This is a genomic window from Streptomyces sp. NPDC091209 (genome assembly GCF_044757755.1).
GTDB lineage: Bacteria > Actinomycetota > Actinomycetes > Streptomycetales > Streptomycetaceae > Streptomyces.
This window is the reverse complement of record NZ_JBIVVR010000009.1, coordinates 201,924-222,787: the sequence shown is the minus strand read 5'-3', so window position 1 is coordinate 222,787 and position 20,864 is coordinate 201,924. Positions and strand designations below refer to the sequence as shown.

The window sequence follows — 20,864 nt, the reverse complement described above, 5'->3', positions numbered from 1 at the left end:
CCCCGGGCCTGACCCGCAGCCCGCAAGGGTGTTCGTGCGGCGAGGCCGCGTGGAGCCCCTCGCAGGGCGGCGACCGCTCTCCGCACACCGTGTGAACGGCCCCGGCTGGTCTCCCCCGTCCAGCCGGGGTCCCTTACTGTTCCGCACCGTTCCGCGCGTTTTCCCACGGCGCACGGCGACAGCGAAAACCGCCGGTCCCACTCCGAATACGGGCGGAACCGGCGGTTCGCGTCGTGTCAGTGGCCGGAGCCGTAATGGCCGCCGAGCTGGTCGCGGTAACGCGGATCTCCGAGATGCTTTTCCTCGTCGAATTCCGGTGCCGACTTGATCTCGTGCTTGGTCCGGGCGACCTGGACGGTCTTGTCCTCGTGGCTGATCGACGTGATCGTCCCGGCGGGCAGCAGGACCTCCTTGCCGAAGATCCAGACGCCGGTGTCGACGACGATGTACTGAGAACCGACCTCGTCGGAGTGCTTGTCGACCTTCCCGATGTGACCGTCGGTCGCCTCCACCCGATAGCCGGTGAGATCGTCGTCGGCCGTGTGACCGCTGGTCGGACCGTAACCCCAAAGGTTCTCGTTCACGAAGAAGTCCTCCACTCGTCCGCGGATGCGCGCCGCCGTCGCGCAGGGACACGCGGATACGCATTTCGATGACCGGATGCCAGTCGCGATTTCCTCAGCGTGTTCTCCGCTGAAGGTCACGGGTGTCCTTTTCCCGGCCGCTGACACCCGCTTCCCGGGAATTGCCCGCATTCCCGTAGCGGGCGCGGGGCGCATCGAGTTCACCCGAGCGCGGGGGAACCGTCGAGTTCACCGCGGCGCGCCCTACGGGTCCGCGCAGGCGGGACAGCGGCGGCCCCGCCTCGCGATCCCGGGGGGATGGGGTCACGGGCGGGGCCGAGAGCTCGTGGCTGCCGGGGGGGGGGAGGCATCCACGAGCGGTCCGGTCTTGCTTGTGCCCGCACTCCCCCGGTTCATGCACACGTGTTTCCGACGGGGCCGAAGGCGCCGCCGGGACGGGAGATGCGCCGGGAAGGGCGCGGCTCCGGCCGGAAAGGGCCAGCTTGGCCGATTTCGGGGCCGAACCCGGTGGACCGGCGAGCGGTGCGCCGGGCACGATACGTTCGATATCCGCCAATAGCGGTGGCGGGGCGGCGCGGCCGGGCGGCGGCGCCCGCACTCCGGCACGCCGGTTCTCCGACTCCGCATCGCCGTGCGGAAATCGGGGCGGCAGGCGTTCCCCACGGTGCCTCCACCGACTCCCCACGGGACATCCACTTCCGGCCGGACATCACACTCCGTGTCCGTACGGGGGCAGACGGTGCGTTCGCGGGCTGCCTAGCCTCCCGGGCCATGCGATCAACACAGTTGAGACGACTCGGTCTCGCCTCCGCCCTCGCCTTCGCCCTCGCGCTGTTCGGCCTGGTCCCCACCGCGAGCGCGGCCGATCCGGCCCCGGCCGATCTGACGTTCACCACGGACAGCGCCACGACCGTCCCGGGCGGCACGGTGAGCCTGTCGATGACGATCACCAACCACAGGACGTACGACGTCTGGTTCGTGTACCAGACGATCGAGCCGACCTGGCTGACCACCCAACGTCCCGATCTGAAATACAGCTTCACCGGCTGTTCCCTGGCCTCGGCCGCCGGCAGCGTTCCGTGTTCGGGAACGGGACCCGCCAACCTCGGCCCGAACTACGGGTCCACCATTCCGCCCGGCCAGAGCCGAACCGTCACGCTCACCCTCCAGGTCGCCGCCGACTCCGGCTGCAACGGCAACATCGGCTTCTACTCGTACTACTACGCCGAGTTCAGCGACAGCACGAACACCAACGGTGGTCCGGTGTACACACCCGAGACCCGCGTGCTCTGCGCCTGACCGGCAGGAGCGACAGGCGACACAGCGGAGATCCGACGGGTCACCGACAGGGCGGCCGGTCCACGCGCATCGCGTGGACCGGCCGCCCTTTGCTCACAGCAACTTCACAGGGACGGGTCAGGCTGACCTAAAACCGATCATTCAGCCAAAACCCGCCGCGGTCTGGACCATTGGCACTGCATCGGGCCGGATCCCGGCGTTCCAGATCCACCCCGAACCCAGCCGTGGCCAGCACAGGAACGTTTCGCTTGGTAACCATCCGCTACCCCACAGTGACGGCGGCATCCTCGCCGCACCGTGCGATGACCACCCGTTCGATACCCGCTCTTTTCCGTCATGTTTCGCAACAGGCACACGAAAGCTACACAGAGACACCACTATGTGACGCGACGAACGCGTGACGACCACGTCTGAGGGGGGCAGTGGCGTCGCGTCAGGGGGTGGTCGGCTCCATGCGAGCAGCACTCACCCCTGCCCGGGGAGGGGACTTCACCGCATGAAGCGGACCATTCGCACGACCGCGCTCACCGTCGGCGCGCTCATCGCCTCGTTCGGCTTACCGGCCGGCACGGCGCACGCGGACACCGCCACACCCCGCATCGATCTGCGGGTCCTGATCGTGAGTGACGGCGGTCCGGCGACCGATGCCATCGCGGCCGAACTGGCTGCCGCCGGCACGCCGTACACCGAGGTAGACCTTCAGCAGTCCGGACGGCCGGTGATCGACGCGGACTTCCTCGCGGACACCGTGGACGGCGTACCGCGCGCCAAGTTCCAGGCCGTCGTGCTGCCCAACGACAACCCGTTCGCGGCGAACTCGGCCGAGATGGCGGCCCTCGCGGCCTACGAACAGACGTACGCGATCCCACAGGTCGACGCCTACACCTACGCGCGTCCCGAGGCAGGACTCCAGTACCCCGTCTTCGGTGGCTACTCCGGCAGCCTCGACGGCGTGCAGGCGCAGGTCACGACGGCCGGAAAGTCCGGGCCCTTCGGCTATCTGGACGGGGCGGTGCCGTTCGAGGACAACTCCCCGGACGTGGGGGAGAGTTACGCCTACCTGTCGACGCCCGCCGCGGGAGCGGACTTCACTCCGTACGTCGACGCGCCGATCCCGGGGCAGTCGACACGGGGGTCCCTCGTGGGCGAGTACCGGCACGACGGACGGCGCGAGCTGGTCGTCACGTTCGTCTACAACCAGTACCAGCAGCAGTTCCGGCTGCTTGCCCGCGGAATCGTGGAGTGGATGACCCAGGGCGTGCATCTCGGCGCCTCGCGCAACTACTTCGCCGTGCACGTCGACGACGTCTTCGCCGCCGACGACCGCTGGGACACCACGCTCAACTGCACGCCGGGCGACATCGACTGCCCGCAGGGCGAGGGGGTCGCGAACCCGATCCGGATGACCCCGGCCGATGTCGACTACGCGACCGACTGGGAGACGAGACGGAACTTCACCCTCGACCTGGCCTACAACGGCGCCGGCAGCGTCGACCAGCGCGAGGACAACAACGGTGCCGACCCGCTCGCCGACAAACTGATCGCCGACCGGAACAGCTTCCGCTGGATCAACCACACCTACACCCACGCGTTCCTCGGCTGCCAGCAGGACACCACCGTGGTGCCGTGGAAGTGCGCGACGAACGCCGACGGCAGCACCACGTGGGTCAGCCGCACCACGATCGCCGACGAGATCGCGAACAACCGCGTCTGGGGCCAGACCGCCGGACTCCCGCTGGACAACCAGGAGTTGATCACCGGTGAGCACTCCGGTCTGAAGATCTCGCCGCAGCAGCCCGTCGACAACCCCAACCTGGCGCTCGCGCTCTCCGACACCGGCGTCGCCTGGCTCGGCTCCGACAACTCCCGCGAGTCCGACCAGCGTCAGGTCGGTCCCGCCGTCACCGTGCCGCGTTACCCCATGAACGTCTTCTACAACGCGGGGAAGGCGGCCGAAGAGGTCGACGAGTACAACTGGATCTACACCGGCCGCGCCCAGGGCGGCAGCGGTATCTGCGAGGACCACCCGGACACCTCGACCTGTCTGCCGGCGCCGCTGAGCACCAGCACGGGCTACACCGACCACATCGTGCCGCTGGAGACCCGGATCGACCTCGGGCATGTGCTCGCCAACGACCCCAAGCCGCACTTCATCCACCAGTCGAACCTCGCCGAGGAGCGCATCGCCTATCCGGTGCTCGACGGCGTCCTCGACGGCTACAACAGCCTGTTCTCGGACGACACCCCGGTGGTGAACCTGCGGATGAAGGACATCGGCGTCGAACTGCGGCGCCGGGCCGCCTGGAAGGCCGCTGTCGACGCCGGCCAGGTCACCGCCTACCGCGTCGGTGACACCGTCACCGTCCAGGCGCCGAGCGGGGTCGCGGTCACCGCCACGATGCCCACGGGCACCACGAACGGCACGGCGGGCTTCGGCGACGCCTACGCCGGCGAGGTCTCCGGATGGACGACACCGGCCGGCACGGCGCTCACGCTCGGCCTGCCGTCCTCGACCGCCGCCCTGACCTCGACCGTCGACGCCTCACGGCAGCCCGCGACCAGCGGCGCGCCGGACACCCGCGTACCGGCGGGCGTCACCGAGCAGGTCCCCTACAGCCCGGCCGACTGAGCCGCGCACCGACCGAAGGTCCCGGCCGCGCCATCAGCGGCCGGGACGGGCTCGACCACCCCAACCTCGGCCGTGGAGCACATCAATGCACGTTCCCCGCGGCGCGCGCAGCCTCAGCTCAACGCGCGTCACCCTGCTCACCGAAGGCACCTACCCGCACAGTCACGGCGGCGTCAGTGTCTGGTGCGACCAACTCGTCGACGGCATGCCCGACATCGACTTCGACGTCATCGCCGTCACCGGCACCGGACGCGAACCGATCGTGTGGGACATCCCCGCACAGGTCCTGGACATCGTCGCGGTCCCCATGTGGGGGCCGGCGCCCGACGGCCGCCCGCCCCGCGGGCGGCGCCGCAATCAACTCACCGCCGCCTACGAACAGTTCCTGACCGCTCTGCTCGACCCGTGCGCCGAGGACCGGTTCGCCGGCGCGCTGTACGCGATGGCTCAGGCCGCGGCCGACGGGATGCTGGGTCCGTTCCTGCGCGGCGACCGCGCGATCAGCATCCTGACCGGGGTGTGGAACCGTCCGGGTCTCGCCGTCCGTGAGGCCCGGCCGACCCTGCACGACGCCATCACGGCGACCGCTCTCCTTGAACACGCGCTGCGTCCGTTGACCGCGCCGCTGCCCGAGCACGGGGTGGCGCACGCGGTGAGCGGCGGTGTCGCCGTGCTGCCGGGCCTGGCCGCGCTCGAACGGCACGGCGTACCCCTGCTGTTGACCGAGCACGGCGTGTATCTTCGCGAGCGCTATCTCGGTTACCGCACCGGCCCGTACCGCTGGCCGGTGAAGGCCGTCGTGCTGGGCTTCTTCCGGCTGCTCGCGGAGGAGACGTACCGGCGGGCCGCGCTGATCACCCCGGGCAACCGCTACAACCGGCTGTGGGAGGAACAGGGCGGCGCCGCACCCGAGTCGATCCGCACCGTCTACAACGGCGTGGACCCGGCCGCGTTCCCGCCGGCCGGTCCGGAGCCGGAGCAGCCGACGCTGAGCTGGGCCGGACGCGTCGACCCGATCAAGGATCTGGAGACCCTGATCCGGGCGTTCGCCCTCGTACGGGCCGAACTCCCTGAAGCGCGGCTCAGGTTGTTCGGCGGCACACCGCGTGGCGGCGAGGCCTACCGCGAACGCTGCGAGGCCCTGGCCGCCGAGCTGGGGCACGCGGACGCGGTCAGCTTCGAGGGCCGCGTGGACGACATCAAGGACGCCTACGCGGCGGGCAACGTCGTGATGCTCTCCAGCATCAGCGAGGGTTTCCCGTTCACGCTGATCGAGGCCATGTCGTGCGGGCGGGCGACCGTGTCCACGGACGTGGGCGGGGTGCGCGAGGCCGTCGGCGACAGCGGTCTCGTCGTCCCGCCGCGCGATCCGGGTGCCATGGCCGCCGCCGCGCTGAAGCTGCTGGGGGATCCCGGGCGGCGGCGTTCGATGGGCGAGGCGGCCCGGCTGCGGGTCATCGAGCAGTTCACCCTGCGGCAGACCGTCGACACCTTCCGGACCATCTACCTGGAACTGTCGGCGCTCGGCCGGATCGTCCCGGACGTTCCCGAGACGGCCGACGCCGTGCTCGCGGCACCGGCCGGTCCGGCGGCTCCGTCCGAGCCGAGGAGCCTGGCCGGATGAGCGGACCGATGGCCCTGCAGCCCGGCGGCACGGGGGGCGACACCCTGTCCCTGCGGCTCGCCGACGACCGTACGCTCGCGCTGTCCAGACCCCGCCAGGGCCCGGACCGGGACGCGGTCGACCGGCTCGCCGCCGAGCTCGCGGACGGCATCGGGCCGGCCGTCCACCCGTACGAGGTGGCCGCGCTGCTGGAGTCGGAGGGGCTGACCGCCGAGGTCATCCAGGAGCGGTACGGGCACCCGAACCTCTTCTCGCTCGCCTCCGCGCTGTACGAACGCGTGCCGCGCACCTTTCCGGAGCCGCCGCGACCGCCCAACCCGTGGCGTCCGGACCATGTCCGCTGCGGGCTGCGCGGGGCACTGTTCGCCCTGCCGGGCCTCGCCTATCTGCTGACCGGGCGGCTGTGGCACGCGGGCCGGGATCTCGATGTCCTGGTGGTGGCCGGACTCGTCTCCTGGGCGTGGGGCCAGGCACTCGGGCACCGCGCCTACCTGCGCATGACCACGGGCCGCCGCGAGGCGGGCCGGACCCTGCTCAAGGGGGCCCCGCTCGGCGCGCTCGCCGCGACGGCGTCCGGGGCGCTGGTCGCCGGGTCCGGCACGGCGATCGGGATCGCCGCCGCGCAGTCGGTGTATCTCGCGGCGGCCGGGGTGCTGCTGGTCCTGGGCGCGGAACGGCTGCTGCTGGCCGCGCTCACCCCGCTGATCGCCGGGGCGGTGGCGCTGCCCTGGTGGGACCCGGGTACCGCGGCGCGCATCGGCCTGCCGCTGCTGTCCGTGCTCGGCGCGGTCGCCGCGGCCGGCTGGGCACTGCGGGCCACGTTCACCGCCTCGCCGGTTCAGGGCGGCACCCGTCCGTCGCTGCTGCGGTCGCTGCCGTACGGCGTGTTCGGGCTGTCCGCCGGGGTGCTGGTGCTGCTGGAGGGACGGCAGCACCCGTACGCCGTGATCGTGCTGACGGTGAGCATGGGACCGGCGGAGTGGCTGCTGTACCGGTATCGCGGGATGTCGGTGGCGGCGCTGCGGGCGACGGCGACTCCGGCCGCCTTCCTGCTCCGTTCGACCGGCATCCTCGCCCTCTGTCTGCTCGTCTACGTCCTCCCTCTGCTGCCGGCCGCCCTGCTCACCGGCGCGGAGCCGGCCCCGCTGCTGCTGCTCGCGGCCACGTTGTGGACCGCGTTGCTGCTCCAGGCCTTCGGGGTGGCCTGGCCGCCGGCCGCGGTCTGCCTGGCGGCGGCCTGCGGGGCCGCCTGGGTCACCGTGCTGCGTCCCCCGCCGAGCGCCGTCGTACTGACCCTGTTCTGCGGCACGGCCGCGCTGTGTCTCACGGTCTGTGCCGTGCGGCTGCTGGGGCGACCGGCTCCACACGCCTGAACCACCGCACACGGGCCGCCCGGACCATCCCGTACGGCCGCCGTGCACTCATCCGAAATCGCACGTCACACGAGCAACCAACCGGAAGGACCCACGAGTTGACCACCGAACCGCTCGCCGCCGTCACCGGAGCCGAGGGTTTCATCGGCTCCCACCTCACCGAGGCGCTGGTCGCCTCCGGATATCGGGTGAGGGCCATGGCGCAGTACAACTCCTTCTCCTCGTACGGCTGGCTGGAGACCCTGCACCCCGATGTCCTGGACCAGGTGGACATCGTCCTCGGCGATGTCCGGGACCCGGGCTCGGTCCGCGGTCTGGTCGAAGACGCCGACTGCGTCTACCACTTGGCCGCGCTCATCGCGATCCCGTACTCCTATCAGGCGCCGCACAGCTATGTGGACACCAACGTCACCGGCACGCTGAACGTGCTGGAGGCGGTGCGCGCGCTCGGCACTCCCCGGCTCGTGCACACCTCCACGAGCGAGACGTACGGCACCGCGCAGACCGTGCCGATCACCGAGGACCACCCCATCAACACCCAGTCCCCGTACGCCGCTTCGAAGGCGGGCGGGGACCGGCTGGCCGACAGCTACCACGCGAGTTTCGACACGCCGGTGGTGACGCTGCGGCCGTTCAACACCTTCGGTCCGCGCCAGTCGATGCGCGCGGTGATCCCCACCGTCATCGGCCAGGTGGCCGCGGGCGAACGCACCATCACGCTCGGCGATCTGCGGCCCACCCGCGACTTCACCTTCGTCAAGGACACCGCGCAGGCGTTCCTCGCCGTGGGCACGGCGCCCGCGGAGAAGGTCGTGGGCCGGACCTTCAACGCCGGTACGGGCGGCGAGATCTCGGTCGGCGACCTGGTGGCGCTGATCGGCAAGGTGATGGACACCGCCCTCGACGTGCGCGAGGACGCGGGACGCATCCGGCCGGCCAACTCCGAGGTGATGCGACTGGTCGCCGACGCGACCCGGCTCACCGAGGCAACCGGCTGGAGCCCGGCCCACGACCTGGCCCAAGGACTCGCGCACACCGTGGAGTTCTTCCGCGAACCGGCGAACCTGGCCCGGTACAAAACCGGCATCTACAACATCTGACCCCGTCCGGCACGTCCCACGAAGGAGGAGTCCCATGCACGCAGTGATTCTCGCGGGAGGCAAGGGCGTCCGGCTGCGGCCCTACACCACCGCGCTGCCCAAGCCGCTTGTCCCCATCGGTGACCAGCACGCCATCCTGGAGATCGTTCTCCGTCAGCTCGCCACGGCCGGGTTCACCAGCTGCACCATCGCCATAGGCCACCTGGGCGAGATCATCCGCGCCTATGTCGGCGACGGGTCCCAATGGGGCATGGCCGTCGACTACTCCACCGAGGAGAGCCCGCTCGGCACCATGGGCCCGTTACTGACCATGCGCGACCGGCTGCCCGATTCGTTCCTCGTGATGAACGGGGATGTGCTCACCGATCTCGACTTCGGCGACGTCCTGGTACGGCACCGGGGTTCGGGGGCGCCGCTGACCATCGCGACGTACGCGCGCAAGGTGCAGATCGACTTCGGTGTGCTGACCACCGACGACAGCAAGGTGGTCGCCTTCACCGAGAAGCCGAGCATCGACTACCGCGTCTCGATGGGCGTGTACGGTCTGTCGCGGTCCACGCTCGAAGGCTATACACCGGGGCTGCCGCTGGGCTTCGACGAGCTGGTCCTCGACCTGCTGCGCAGCCGGAACGAGCCGCACGCCTACGACTTCGACGGGTACTGGCTCGACATCGGCCGCCCGGACGACTACGACCGGGCCAACGCCGAGTTCACCACCCGCAAGTCGCTTTTGCTCAAGGGAGCCTGACCACCGCATGCGCATTCTCGTCCTGGGCTTCACCGGCTATCTGGGCGGCCATGTCGTCGAGCACCTGCACACCCTTCCGGGCGTGCGGGTGCTCGGCGGTGGCCGCTCGCCGGCCGCGGAGTTCGGCATCGACCTGGCCGGCGTTCGCAGAGAGCTGCTGGTTCCCACCCTGGCGGCGGCCGCGCCCGACGCCGTGATCAACTGCGCGGGAGCGACCGGCGGCGACGCCGTGACCCTCGCCGAGGTCAACTCCCGCGGTCCCGCGGTTCTTTGCGCGGCGCTGCGCGAGGCGGCACCGGCCGCCCGACTGGTCCATCTGGGCTCGGCCGCGGAATACGGTCCCGGCATCCGCGACACCAGCGTGACCGAGTCCGCCGCCACCTGTCCGCTCACCCCGTACGGTGCCACCAAGCTCGCCGGCACGGTCACCGTCACCACCTCCGGCCTCGACGCGGTGGTGCTCCGGGTGGGCAACCCCGTCGGGCCCGGGGCGCCGGCCACCGGGCTGCCGGGCCGGATCGCGGGACTGCTCACCGAGGCCGGCACGGACCCGGACGCGGTCATCCGCCTCGGCGACCTGTCGGCGTACCGCGACTTCGTCGACGTACGTGATGTGGCGCGGGCTGCGGTGTCCGCGGCGACGGCCCCCGGACCGCTGCCACGCGTCCTCAACATCGGGGGCGGGAAGGCCGTTCCGGTGCGCGACCTGGTGAACGGCCTGGCGCGCGCCGCCGGGTTCCGGGGGCGCATCGAGGAGAACGGCGGCGGTTCCGCCCGCTCGGGCGAGGTGTCGTGGCAGTGCTCCGACATCACCGCTGCCGGGAAGGCGCTCGGCTGGCGGCCCGCCCTGACCCTCGACGACTCCTTGGCGGCGCTCTGGACGGCGGTCGCCGGGACCGCTCCCGTTCCGCGTCCCGAAGACGACCGGACGTCATGAGCCTGCTGATTCCGCTGTACGTGCACCCGGGCGAGGACCCGGGCGCCTGGCACCGGCTGATCAGGTCGGCCGACCGTACGTACGGGGTCGTCATCAACCCGGCCGACGGGCCGGGCGAGGGCCCGGACCCGGCGTTCACCGCGGCCACGGGCGCGCTGCGGTCGGCGGGCGCCCGGCTGCTCGGCTATGTCGACACCGACTACGGCGCACGCGATCCGGACCTCGTCGCGGACGAGGTGCTGCGCCACCGGGACTGGTACGGGACCGAGGGGTGCTTCCTCGACCAGGTGGCGCCCACCGCGGAGGCGATGCCCGGCTGCAAGCGGCTGGTGCAGAGCCTGCGCCGGCTCGGGGCGGCTCCGGTCGTGCTGAACATGGGCGTCCACCCGGCGCCCGGGTACGCCCGCTTCGCCGATCTGCTCGTCACGTTCGAGGGCCACTGGTCCACGTACGTCTCGGCGTTCAGCAGACCGCCCTGGACCGCGCGACACCCGCCCGAGCGGTTCTGTCATCTGGTCTACGGCGTCCCCGAGGCGCTCGTTCCGCTCGCCGTTCGCACCGCGCGTGATCGCGGTGCGGCGGTGGCCGGACCGGTGACGGGTGAACTCCCCAATCCCTGGGCGCGGTTGACGCCCGCCCTGAGAGAGCCGGAGGCCTGAGCGGTACACATCACCGAGCGCCGTTCCCGCGCCCGGACCTCCTTGCCGTACCCCGGCTCCTTTCCGGCGACCCCGATCTCCTTTCCAGCAGTTCGATGGCATGTCTCGGTCAAATCTGCGAGGCTTCCAGGTGCCGTCGCCCTGACCCCAGGGTGACGGCGCGGAAATCTCACCAAGCGACCGCGCGCACCCGCGCGCGGCCCGCGGCCACCCAGCGGCGCACCCCAGTCGTCCCGGGCGGCCACCGAGCAGGCCGGAATCCCGGCCGCCTCAAAGGAGTTTCGTGTGAGACCGACCCCCCTCAAGGCCCTGGCGGCACGCGTTCTCGTCGTCGCCGCCCTGGCCGCAGTCTCGCTCCCCAGCACCCCCGCGGCGGCCTCGCCGCAAGCGGCACCGGCGGCAGCGGCCGCCTGCACCCCGGCCCAGGTGGTGACCAACGGCGGCTTCGAGAGCGGCACTTCGCCCTGGACCCAGTCCTCGACCACCGTGATCACCAGCCGCACGGGCCAGAGCGCCCACGGCGGCACCAGCTTCGCCTGGCTGGACGGCGTCGGCAGCACCCACACCGACACGCTCTCGCAGAGCGTCACGATCCCGTCCGGTTGCAGCAGCGCCAGCCTCACGTTCTGGCTGCACATCGACACGGCGGAGACGACCTCGTCGACGGCCTACGACAAACTCACCGCGAAGATCGGCAGCACGACGCTGGCGACGTACTCGAACCTCAACAAGGCGTCCGGGTACGCCCAGAAGACGTTCGACGTGTCGGCGTTCGCGGGCCAGACGGTGACCGTCGCCTTCACCGGCACCGAGGACTCCAGCCTCCAGACGAGCTTCGTCCTCGACGACCTCGCCCTGAACACCTCCGGTGACACGACCCCGCCGGCCGACTCCACCCGAACCCCGGCCGCCCCCGCGTACACGGTCAGTCTGACCAGCAACACGAGCGGCACCGGCTGGACCGGTCACGAGAGCGTGACCTTCACCAACGCCTCCTCCACCGCGCTCAGCGAGGTGTACCTGAGGCTGTGGGACAACTACCACGGCACCTGCTCCGCGATGCCCATCGCCGTCAGCAACGTCAGCGGCGGCACCGCGGGCGCCCTCTCGGTCGGCTGCACGGCCCTCCAGATCAGCCTGGCCTCGCCGGTGGCGCAGGGCCAGACCGGGACGATCGGCTTCGACCTGGGTATCACCGTTCCCAGCGGCGCCGACCGGTTCGGTTACGACGGCGCCTTCAACAACATCGGCAACGCGCTGCCCGTGCTCGCGGTCAAGGACGGCTCCGGCTGGCACCTGGACCCGTACACCAACAACGGCGAGTCCTTCTACTCCCTGGCCGCCGACTTCAAGGTGACCCTCGACCATCCGACGAGCCTGCTGGTCCCGGCCACCGGCACCTCGGTCGACACCGCCGGCTCCAGCGGCCGCACGATCACCACGGCCACCGCGTCCAAGGTCCGTGACTTCGCCTGGGCCGCCGGTCCTTTCACCAAGATCTCCGGCACCTCGACCGCCGGTACCGCGATCAACATCTACACCGTCACCGGCATCAGCTCCGCCAACGCCCAGTCCATGCTGAGCACCGCCAAGTCCGCCGTGGACGCCCACGCGGCGCGCTTCGGCGCCTATCCGTACGGCGAGCTGGACGCGGTGATCGACAACAACTACTGGTTCGGCGGCATGGAGTACCCCGGGTTCGTCCTCGACCTGGTCAGCACCACGGCGCTCACCCACGAGATCGGTCACCAGTGGTTCTACGGGATCGTCGGCGACGACGAGTACAACAGCCCGTGGCTCGACGAGGCGTTCACCGACTACGCCACCGACCTGGCGCAGGGCCTCACCGGCACCAACTGCTGGAACAGCACCTCCTGGGCCTCGACCGCCGAGAAGATCACCAACTCGATGGCCTACTGGGACGCGCACTCGTCCCGCTACTCCACCGTCGTCTACGGCTACGGCAAGTGCGCCCTGCACGACCTGCGGCGCGTCCTCGGCGACACCGTCATGGCCAAGCTCCTCAAGGACTACGCCACGTCGCACTGGTACGGCGTCTCGACCACGGCCGAGTTCAAGGCGGCAGCCCAGGCCGCCACGACCACGGACCTGACGTCGTTCTGGACGACCCACCGCATCGACGGCTGACCGGTCACCGTACCGACGGCTGACTGAACCCGCTTCACCCGCGGTGGCGCCTTCGGGCGTCACCGCGGTGCGCATGGTCCGCCAGGTCGGGGGCAGGTTCCGCGGTACGGCGGCTCCCGGTCCGGGAGCACGGCGCCCGATCATGGTCGGGTGAACCGCCGGGCTCGGCGCGAGGAGACTCCATGCTGTTGGTACCGCCCCCGTTCGACCCCGAACTCGATGTCGCCCTCGCGGCGGCCGGCCGGTCCGCGCCGTCCGGGCCGAGCCTCGCGGACATCGCCGCCCTGCGCGCGGAACCGGAGCTCGCGGTACCCGCGTACGACCTCACCGACGGCGGCGCGTTCGCGACCTCGGACCTGACGGTTCCGGGGCCGGACGGCGCCCCTGACATCTCGCTGTTCGTCGTCAGGCCCGTCGCTCCCCCGAAGGACGGGCCGCGCCCGGTGATCTACCACTCCCACGGCGGGGGCATGGTCCTCGGCACCAACCGGGCCGGGGTGGAGGTCGTCCTGGAGTGGGCGAAGGAACTGGACGCGGTCGTGGTGTCCGTCGAGTACCGGCTGGCGCCCGAACACCCGTACCCGGCCGGGGTGGAGGACGTCTACGCCGGTCTGCTGTGGACGGCGCGGCACGCCGGGGACCTCGGCGGCGACCCGGAGCGGATCGTCGTCGCGGGCGCCAGCGCGGGCGGCGGCCTGACCGCGGCGCTCGCCCTGCTCGCCCGGGACCGCGAGGGGCCGCGGCCGCTCGGGCAGGTCCTGATGTACCCGATGCTCGACGACCGCAACGACACTCCGTCCGCACACCAGATGGCGGGTGTCGGCGCCTGGGACCGTACGGCCAACTGGACAGCCTGGACAGCAGTGTTGGGCGATGCCCGCGGCGGCCCGGACGTGTCCGCCTACGCCGCCCCGGCGCGGGCCGCCGACCTGTCAGGACTGCCCCCGGCCTTCCTCGACGTGGGCTCGGCGGAGACCTTCCGGGACGAGGTCGTCGACTACGCGTCGCGGATCTGGCAGGCCGGCGGAGTCGCCGAACTGCACGTGTGGCCCGGCGGTTTCCACGGCTTCGACGCCTTCGCCCCGCACACCGCGCTCGCGCGGACCGCCCGCGCCGCCCGCATGACCTGGTTGCGCCGGCTCCTCACGCCGTGACGGCTCGGCATCCGTCGCGCCGACGGTCGTTCAGACGGGCAGGAGGCGGCCGATCAGCGTGCTGAGCTGCTGGGCGTTGCGGCACTCGTGCATCTCCACGAGTTCGGCGTAGGCGAGGGCCGCGGAGTCGCCCGTGCCCCATTGCGAGCGCGCTTCCGGGTTCAGCCAGTAGGCGCGTCGGGCCTGCCTCACGAGCCGGCGGACGACGGGCAGATTGGGATCGCTCATGTTCGTACGGGCGTCACCGAGCACGAAGACGGTCGCTCGGGAGCCGACGGATCCGGCGTACCGCTCGGCGAACTCGCCGAACGCGAGGCCGTAGTCACTGCTGCCGTGCCAGCCCGTGATCGTCGCCTCCGCGCGGATCCGGGCGCTGAGTCCCTCGGGATCGGCGGCGCCGGGCCCGATCAGCCCGGTCACCTCGTCGACCCGGTTGACGAAGGCGAACACCCGCACCTTGCTGAACTGGTCGTGCAGCGCCTGCACCAGCAGCATCGTGAAGTCCGAGAAGCCCGACACCGACCCCGACACATCGCACAGCAGCACCAGTTCGGGCCGCACGGGACGGCGCCTGCGCAGCACCGGGCGCATCGGCACCCCGCCCGTGGACAGCGATCCGCGCAGGGTGCGGCGCAGGTCGATGGTGCCGCGACTGGCCCGGCGGCGACGCGCGGCGAGGCGGGTGGCGAGTTTGCGCGCGAGCGGCTGTACGACCTTGCGGAGTTCGGCGAGGCGGTCCCGGCCGGCGAACAGGAAGTCGACGCGGTCGGCGGTCGGGGCCACCGCGCGCCGGGCGATCTCGTCACGGTCCCGCCGCTCGGCGATCCGGCGCCGCGCCTCCGTCGCGACCTGCCCGCGGAACACCTCGATGCGCCGCCGGATCTCGTCCTCGAGGAGCCGGTCGGTGAACCCCTCCCCGCCGCCCTGCGCGCGGACCGCGTCCCGCGCGCGGGCCATCAGCGTCTGCGGCCGCAGCCGGTCGAGCGTCTGGTACGAGGACCAGCCGTCCGTGGCCGTCGTACCCCCGTAGCCGCCGAACCCGTCCACCGCCTCGATGGCCAACTGACCCATGAGAGCTTGGTCGTCGGCGGCCAGCGCGGCCGCGAGGCGGTCCCGCAGGTCGTCCCGGTCGGCGGGCGGCACGCCGTCCGGTGCCCCGACGCCCCGCGGGAAGTACACGTCGAAGACGGGGTCGAACACCCGCCGCTGTCCCGGGTTGTGGAGCAGGGTGGCGGCCAGCCCCTCACGGAGCCGGTCACGGTCCGCGAAGCCCAGCGCCGCCACCGCCCGGGCGGCGTCCACGGTCTCGCCGGTGCCGATCCGCACGCCGTGCGAGCGCAGCGCACCGACCAGTCCCGTCAGCCGGTCCGCGACTCCGGCGGCCGGCACGGCGCCGGTCACACGGCGCCCAGGTCGAGCTTGGCCGTCGCCTTCAGTACGTCGTCCTGATGCTTGAGGATCACGCCGAGGCTGTCGCGTACGACGTTCTCGTCGAGGGTGTCGGCGCCCAGGGCGAGCAGCGTGCGGGCCCAGTCGATGGTCTCGGCGACGGAGGGGACCTTGCGCAGGTCCATCTCCCGCAGCGCCCCGACGACCCGCACCACGGACTCGGTGAGCGCCTCGTCGAGTCCGGGCACCTTCAGCCGTACGATCCGGCGCTCCAACTCCTCGTCGGGGAAGCCGATGTGGAGGAAGAGGCAGCGGCGGCGCAGCGCCTCGGACAGTTCACGGCTGGCGTTCGAGGTGAGCACGACGAAGGGGCGGCTGGTCGCCGCGATCGTGCCCAGCTCGGGGACGGTGACCTGGAAGTCGCTGAGCACTTCGAGCAGCAGGCCCTCCACCTCGACGTCGGCCTTGTCGGTCTCGTCGATGAGCAGGACCTTGGGGTCGTCGCCGCGGATGGCGGTCAGCAGCGGGCGCGGCAGCAGGAACTCCTCGCTGAAGATGTCCGTGCGCGTCTCGTCCCACGTCTCGTCCCGGCCGGCGGTGATGCGCAGCAGCTGCTTGGCGTGGTTCCACTCGTACAACGCCCGTGACTCGTCGACGCCTTCGTAGCACTGGAGGCGGATCAGCCGGGCCCCGGCGACCTGTGCGACGGCCTTGGCGAGTTCGGTCTTGCCCACGCCGGCGGGGCCCTCCACCAGCAGGGGCTTGCCGAGGCGGTCGGCCAGGAAGACCGTGGTGGCGACGGCGGGCGACGCCAGGTAGCCCGTGTCGGCGAGGCGTGCGGAGACGTCGTCGACGGATGTGAACAGCAACGGGGCCTCCAGCACGCGCGGACGAGGTCGGGCTCACTATCTAAGCGCTTGTTCACCCTCGCTGTCACGTGTGACGGCCCCCACGGCACCTGGTGGAAGGCTCCGGGAAGGCGTCCCTCCCCCGAGGCCCAGGAAACCTAGGAGACCCGCAGTACGATCTTGCCCCGCCGGTGTTCCCGTTCGAGGGCCGCGTACGCCCCCGGGGCACTCTCCAGCGGAACGATCCGGTCGACCTGCGGGACCAGCCGGCCCGCCTCGACGAGTGCCGTCAGCTCCTCCAGACCGGCGCGGTCCGGCTCGACCACGAAGAACACCGCCCGGGCGTCCGCCCCGTCCCGCGGTGTCGGCGGCGCGACGACGCTGACCAGGACTCCGCCCGGACGCAGCACCTGCCAGGAACGGTCCTGGGTGTCCCCTCCGACGGTGTCGAACACGACGTCGGCGTCCTTGACCTCGGCCTCGAAGCGCTGACCGACGTAGTCGATCACGGTCTGCGCGCCCAGGCCCCGCACGAAGTCCGCGTCCCGGGCCGCCGCCGTGGCCGTCACCTCGGCCCCGAGCGCGGCCGCGACCTGCACCGCGAACGAGCCCACGCCACCCGCCGCGCCGTGCACCAGCACCCGCTGTCCCGGCGCGACAGCGGCATGGGTGACAAGCCCCTGCCATGCCGTGAGACCCGCGAGCGGCAGCGCGGCCGTCCGCTCGTGGTCGAGCGACCCCGGCTTCGCGGCGAGATCCGCCGCGGGAACGGTCACGTACTCGGCCGCGGCCCCGTCCCGGGTGAAGGGAATCAGACCGTAGACCGCCTCACCGGGCCTGAACTCCGCGACACCGTGACCGAGCTCCGCCACCACGCCGGAGACCTCCTTCGACGGCACGATCGGCAATCGCGGGCTGCCGCTGCCGTCGAAGCTGTCGGTCCAGGTCGCGTCCCAGCCCAGCTCCCCCGAGGTGACCGACGCCGCCCGGACCTCGACCAGCACGTCGCCGAGGCCGGGCGCCGGCTTCGGTGCGACCTCGTAGACCAGTTCCTCCGGCCCGCCCCGCCGATGACCGCGCACCGCGTGCATCGTGCCGTTCATCCGGTTCCTCCTCATCGGGACGGCACAGGGCCGCCGTCGAGTCGATCGCCATCGGGTCCTGCGGCTCCGGCACGGACCGGCCGTTCTTCACGATAGATCCCGGACCGGCGGCTTTCCTGCCGGGCTCGTGCGCCCCCGCAGTCGCGAGAGCGGGACGGGCGGCTTTCCCGCCGGGAACGGGCCCCCGCCCGACCACGGGAAGGCATCGGGCGGCGGAGAGGTCTGACCCGTCACCACGGGGGGAGTGACGGGCCAGACCCTGCGTCCACGGTGCCATGCCCGGACCGTGTCGCGCAGTACCTTCGCGAAGTCCCGCAGGGCACGCTGCGTGGACACCCCGCGCCGCGGCTCCCTGACCTGCCCGGTCCTCCCGAAGGCCAAGTGTGAGCCGCTGCGACAATCTGTGGTGGCGCCGACGTCCGACGCGGCGTGCCGCGAACGATGGAGGAGCCTGTGCCACTGCCGTCACACCCGCTGCGAAAACTCGGTTTCCTGACCATCGGCCTTTTCGACGGGGACGACCCCGGGCGCGGCCACGAGTCCACGCTCGGCATCATCGAACTGGGCGAACGGCTGGGCTTCGACAGCGCGTGGCTGCGCCACCGCCATCTCCAGTACGGCATCTCCTCGCCCGTAGCCGTGCTGGCCGCCGCCTCGCAGCGCACCCGCCGTATCGAACTCGGGACGGCCGTCATACCCGTGGGCTGGGAGAACCCGCTGCGGCTTGCCGAGGACCTGGCGACCGTCGACGTGCTGGCCGACGGCCGCCTCAACCCGGGAGTCAGCGTCGGCCCGCCCCAGCACTACGAGCGGGTGAGGGACGCTCTGTATCCCGACACGGCCGAGAGCGAGGACTTCGGATACGCGCGCGTGGAGCGGCTGTTGGACTTCGTGCGCGGCAGGCCGGCCACCGATTTCAGCGGCACGGAGGGCTTCGAGGTCTTCTCGGACCGCGTACAGCCGCACTCCCCCGGCCTGGGCCGCCGCATGTGGTACGGCGGCGGCAGCCTGCGGTCGGCCCGATGGGCGGGCGAGCACGGCATGAACTTCCTGACCAGCAGCGTCGTGAAGGCGGAGGAGTCCGAGGACTTCGCCGAGATCCAGCTCTCCCACGTACGGGCCTTCCGCGCCCACCACCCGGACGGCGAACGCGCCCGCGTCTCGCAGGGGCTCGTCGTGATCCCCACCGACAGCGCCTCACCCGCACAGCGCGCGAAATACGAGGAGTACGCCCAGGGGAGGCTGCCGCGCACGAGGACGCCGCAGGGGCCCGCGCGTCTGATGTTCGCGCCCGACCTCGTCGGCAGCTCCGAGCACATCGCCGAACAGCTCTACGCCCAGGCCGCGTTCAGGGAGATCGACGAGGTGGCGTTCGCCCTTCCGTTCACCTTCGGCAACGAGGACTACGTCCAGATCCTCACCGACATCGCCACCGGGCTCGGCCCGGCGCTGGGTTGGCGGCCGGCCCTCTGAACGGAGCCGGAGAGCCCGCCGGGTGGTGTGATCGCCCCCGGCGGGGTCGGGTCGACGGCGGGGTCGGGTCGACGGCGGGGTCGGGTCGACGGCGGGGTCGGGTCGACGGCGGGGTCGGGTCGACGGCGGGGTCGGGTCGACGCCCGACGCGTCGCCCCCGCCCCCGCCCCCCGGGAGCGTCTCGCGGCGGTCAGTCCCTGAGGCGGTCGATCTGCCGGATCTTGTTGGTCGCGTCCAGGGCGGCGACCTTGTAGGACTCGGCGAGCGTCGGGTAGTTGAAGACGGCGTCGACGAGATAGTCGACCGTTCCGCCGCAGCCCATGACGGCCTGGCCGATGTGGATGAGCTCGGTCGCGCCGGTGCCGAAGCAGTGGACGCCGAGGAGTTTACGGTCGTCGGGCGAGACCAGCAGTTTCAGCATGCCGTGCGAGTCGCCGATGATCTGCCCCCGGGCCAGTTCCCGGTAGCGGGATATGCCCACCTCGAACGGCACGCAGTCCTCGGTGAGTTGGTCCTCCGTCCGGCCGATGAAGCTGATCTCCGGGATGGTGTAGATGCCGATCGGCTGCAGGTCGAGCATCCGGTTCACCGGCTCTCCGCAGGCGTGGTACGCCGCCGTCCGGCCCTGTTCCATCGAGGTGGCCGCGAGCGCCGGGAAGCCGATGACGTCACCGACGGCGTAGATGTGCGGCACCTCGGTGCGGAAGTGCTCGTCGACGGTGATCCGGCCGCGCGGGTCGGCGGACAACCCCGCCTTGTCCAGGTCGAGTTCATCGGTGAGACCCTGTCGGCCCGCCGAGTACATGACGGCGTCGGCGGGGATCTTCTTGCCGCTCTCCAGGACCGTGAGCGTGCCCCGGGCGTGGCGCTCGACGGCGGCGACGGTCTCGCCGAACCGGAAGGTGACGGCGAGGTCCCGCAGGTGGTACTTCAGCGCCTCGATCACCTCGACGTCGCAGAAGTCGAGCATCGCGGAGCGCTTCTCGACCACCGTGATCTTGGAGCCGAGGGCGGCGAACATGGAGGCGTACTCCATGCCGATCACACCGGCGCCGACGATGACCATGGAGCGCGGCACCTGCTCCAGGTTCAGGACGTTGTCCGAGTCCATGATCGTCCGCCCGTCGAACTCGACGGTTTCGGGCCGCGCCGGACGCGTGCCCGTGGCGATGACGATGTGGTCGGCGCTCAACAGCTTCTCGTTGCCGTTCACCTCGACCAGGGCGACGGTGTGGTCGTCCACGAAGCGGCCGGTGCCGGCGAACAGGGACACCTGGTTGCGCGAGAGCTGGTTGCGGATGACGTCGACCTCGCGACTGACCACGTGCTCGGTGCGAGCGATCAGATCGGCGACGGTGATGTCCTCCTTCAGCCGGTAGCTCTGGCCGTACAGATCCCGCTGACTGAGGCCGCTGAGATACAGCACCGCCTCACGCAGCGTCTTGGAGGGGATGGTTCCCGTGTGGATGGAGACCCCGCCGACCATGTCGGGGCGGTCGATGACGGCGACCCGACGGCCGAGCTTGGCGGCCGCGATGGCGGCCTTCTGTCCACCCGGGCCGGATCCTATGACGAGCATGTCGAAGTCGCGCACCTGCGGAGTCTGTCAGCCCGGGACCGCTTCCCGAAAGGGTGAACGGGTGATCAGTCACCGGAGTGACGGATGAAGCGAGGGCCGGTGCTCCCCGCCGTCAACCCCGGGCACCCACGTCCGTACGGCTGCCCTTCTGTCCCGTGCCGTGCGCCCCCGCCGCCCCGTCCCCCTCCGTGCGGCGGCGTCCGGGAGGCACCGTCGG

Annotated in this window: 16 protein-coding genes; 11 read left to right on the top strand and 5 right to left on the bottom strand. The window is 71.3% G+C overall.

The genetic code is table 11. The features are described 5' to 3' along the window. Positions 1 to 236 precede the first annotated feature (236 nt). On the bottom strand, positions 237 to 584 hold the full coding sequence (locus tag ACIQRL_RS26505; protein ID WP_401335977.1) for a PRC-barrel domain containing protein: 348 nt from the start codon (positions 582 to 584) through the stop codon (positions 237 to 239). A gap of 771 nt (positions 585 to 1,355) precedes the next feature. On the opposite strand from ACIQRL_RS26505, the gene ACIQRL_RS26500 reads away from it, so the two are divergent. The 10 genes from ACIQRL_RS26500 (at position 1,356) to ACIQRL_RS26455 (ending at position 14,255) form a co-directional block, all read left to right on the top strand. After that, entirely contained in the window at positions 1,356 to 1,883 is a 528-nt protein-coding gene (locus tag ACIQRL_RS26500; RefSeq protein WP_401335976.1) for a hypothetical protein, read from the top strand. A gap of 496 nt (positions 1,884 to 2,379) precedes the next feature. Beyond that, a complete protein-coding gene (locus ACIQRL_RS26495) occupies positions 2,380 to 4,512 on the top strand; it encodes a hypothetical protein (RefSeq protein WP_401335973.1) in 2,133 nt (710 codons plus the stop codon). A gap of 85 nt (positions 4,513 to 4,597) precedes the next feature. Then, positions 4,598 to 6,136 (top strand): GT4 family glycosyltransferase PelF, encoded by a 1,539-nt coding sequence (pelF, locus tag ACIQRL_RS26490; RefSeq protein WP_401335970.1) that lies wholly within the window; start codon positions 4,598 to 4,600, stop codon positions 6,134 to 6,136. Next, a complete protein-coding gene (locus tag ACIQRL_RS26485; protein WP_401335968.1) occupies positions 6,133 to 7,509 on the top strand; it encodes a hypothetical protein in 1,377 nt (458 codons plus the stop codon). The genes pelF and ACIQRL_RS26485 overlap by 4 nt, the downstream gene beginning before the upstream one ends. A 98-nt stretch (positions 7,510 to 7,607) precedes the next feature. Then, entirely contained in the window at positions 7,608 to 8,609 is a 1,002-nt protein-coding gene (locus ACIQRL_RS26480; protein WP_401335966.1) for an SDR family NAD(P)-dependent oxidoreductase, read from the top strand. 34 nt (positions 8,610 to 8,643) lie between these two features. Then, complete coding sequence (locus tag ACIQRL_RS26475) at positions 8,644 to 9,357, top strand: sugar phosphate nucleotidyltransferase (protein WP_401335963.1); 714 nt, start codon at positions 8,644 to 8,646, stop codon at positions 9,355 to 9,357. Between the two features lie 7 nt (positions 9,358 to 9,364). Further along, positions 9,365 to 10,294 (top strand): NAD-dependent epimerase/dehydratase family protein, encoded by a 930-nt coding sequence (locus ACIQRL_RS26470; RefSeq protein WP_401335960.1) that lies wholly within the window; start codon positions 9,365 to 9,367, stop codon positions 10,292 to 10,294. Next, positions 10,291 to 10,953 (top strand): spherulation-specific family 4 protein, encoded by a 663-nt coding sequence (locus tag ACIQRL_RS26465; protein ID WP_401335959.1) that lies wholly within the window; start codon positions 10,291 to 10,293, stop codon positions 10,951 to 10,953. The genes ACIQRL_RS26470 and ACIQRL_RS26465 overlap by 4 nt, the downstream gene beginning before the upstream one ends. 285 nt (positions 10,954 to 11,238) lie before the next feature. Next, on the top strand, positions 11,239 to 13,101 hold the full coding sequence (locus ACIQRL_RS26460; RefSeq protein WP_401335957.1) for a M1 family aminopeptidase: 1,863 nt from the start codon (positions 11,239 to 11,241) through the stop codon (positions 13,099 to 13,101). Between the two features lie 182 nt (positions 13,102 to 13,283). Then, positions 13,284 to 14,255 (top strand): alpha/beta hydrolase, encoded by a 972-nt coding sequence (locus tag ACIQRL_RS26455; RefSeq protein WP_401335954.1) that lies wholly within the window; start codon positions 13,284 to 13,286, stop codon positions 14,253 to 14,255. A 30-nt stretch (positions 14,256 to 14,285) separates the two neighbouring features. Here ACIQRL_RS26455 and ACIQRL_RS26450 read toward each other — a convergent pair whose 3' ends face one another. From ACIQRL_RS26450 to ACIQRL_RS26440, 3 genes are all read right to left on the bottom strand, one after another. Continuing rightward, positions 14,286 to 15,656, bottom strand: a complete 1,371-nt coding sequence (locus ACIQRL_RS26450) for a VWA domain-containing protein (protein ID WP_401335951.1) — start codon at positions 15,654 to 15,656, stop codon at positions 14,286 to 14,288. Then, positions 15,653 to 16,510 (bottom strand): AAA family ATPase, encoded by an 858-nt coding sequence (locus ACIQRL_RS26445; RefSeq protein ID WP_401336469.1) that lies wholly within the window; start codon positions 16,508 to 16,510, stop codon positions 15,653 to 15,655. Before ACIQRL_RS26445 ends, ACIQRL_RS26450 begins: the two co-directional genes overlap by 4 nt. A 140-nt stretch (positions 16,511 to 16,650) precedes the next feature. Beyond that, positions 16,651 to 17,595 carry an NADP-dependent oxidoreductase gene (locus tag ACIQRL_RS26440; protein WP_401335948.1) on the bottom strand — a complete coding sequence of 315 codons (945 nt, stop codon included), beginning with the start codon at positions 17,593 to 17,595 and terminating at the stop codon, positions 16,651 to 16,653. 453 nt (positions 17,596 to 18,048) lie between these two features. Here ACIQRL_RS26440 and ACIQRL_RS26435 point away from each other — a divergent pair, with 453 nt between their 5' ends. Continuing rightward, on the top strand, positions 18,049 to 19,068 hold the full coding sequence (locus tag ACIQRL_RS26435; protein WP_401335946.1) for an LLM class flavin-dependent oxidoreductase: 1,020 nt from the start codon (positions 18,049 to 18,051) through the stop codon (positions 19,066 to 19,068). A gap of 190 nt (positions 19,069 to 19,258) precedes the next feature. Here ACIQRL_RS26435 and sthA read toward each other — a convergent pair whose 3' ends face one another. Continuing rightward, the gene (sthA, locus tag ACIQRL_RS26430) at positions 19,259 to 20,662 is read right to left on the bottom strand and encodes a Si-specific NAD(P)(+) transhydrogenase (protein WP_401335943.1); all 1,404 of its coding nucleotides are present in this window, start codon (positions 20,660 to 20,662) and stop codon (positions 19,259 to 19,261) included. Positions 20,663 to 20,864: the final 202 nt, after the last annotated feature.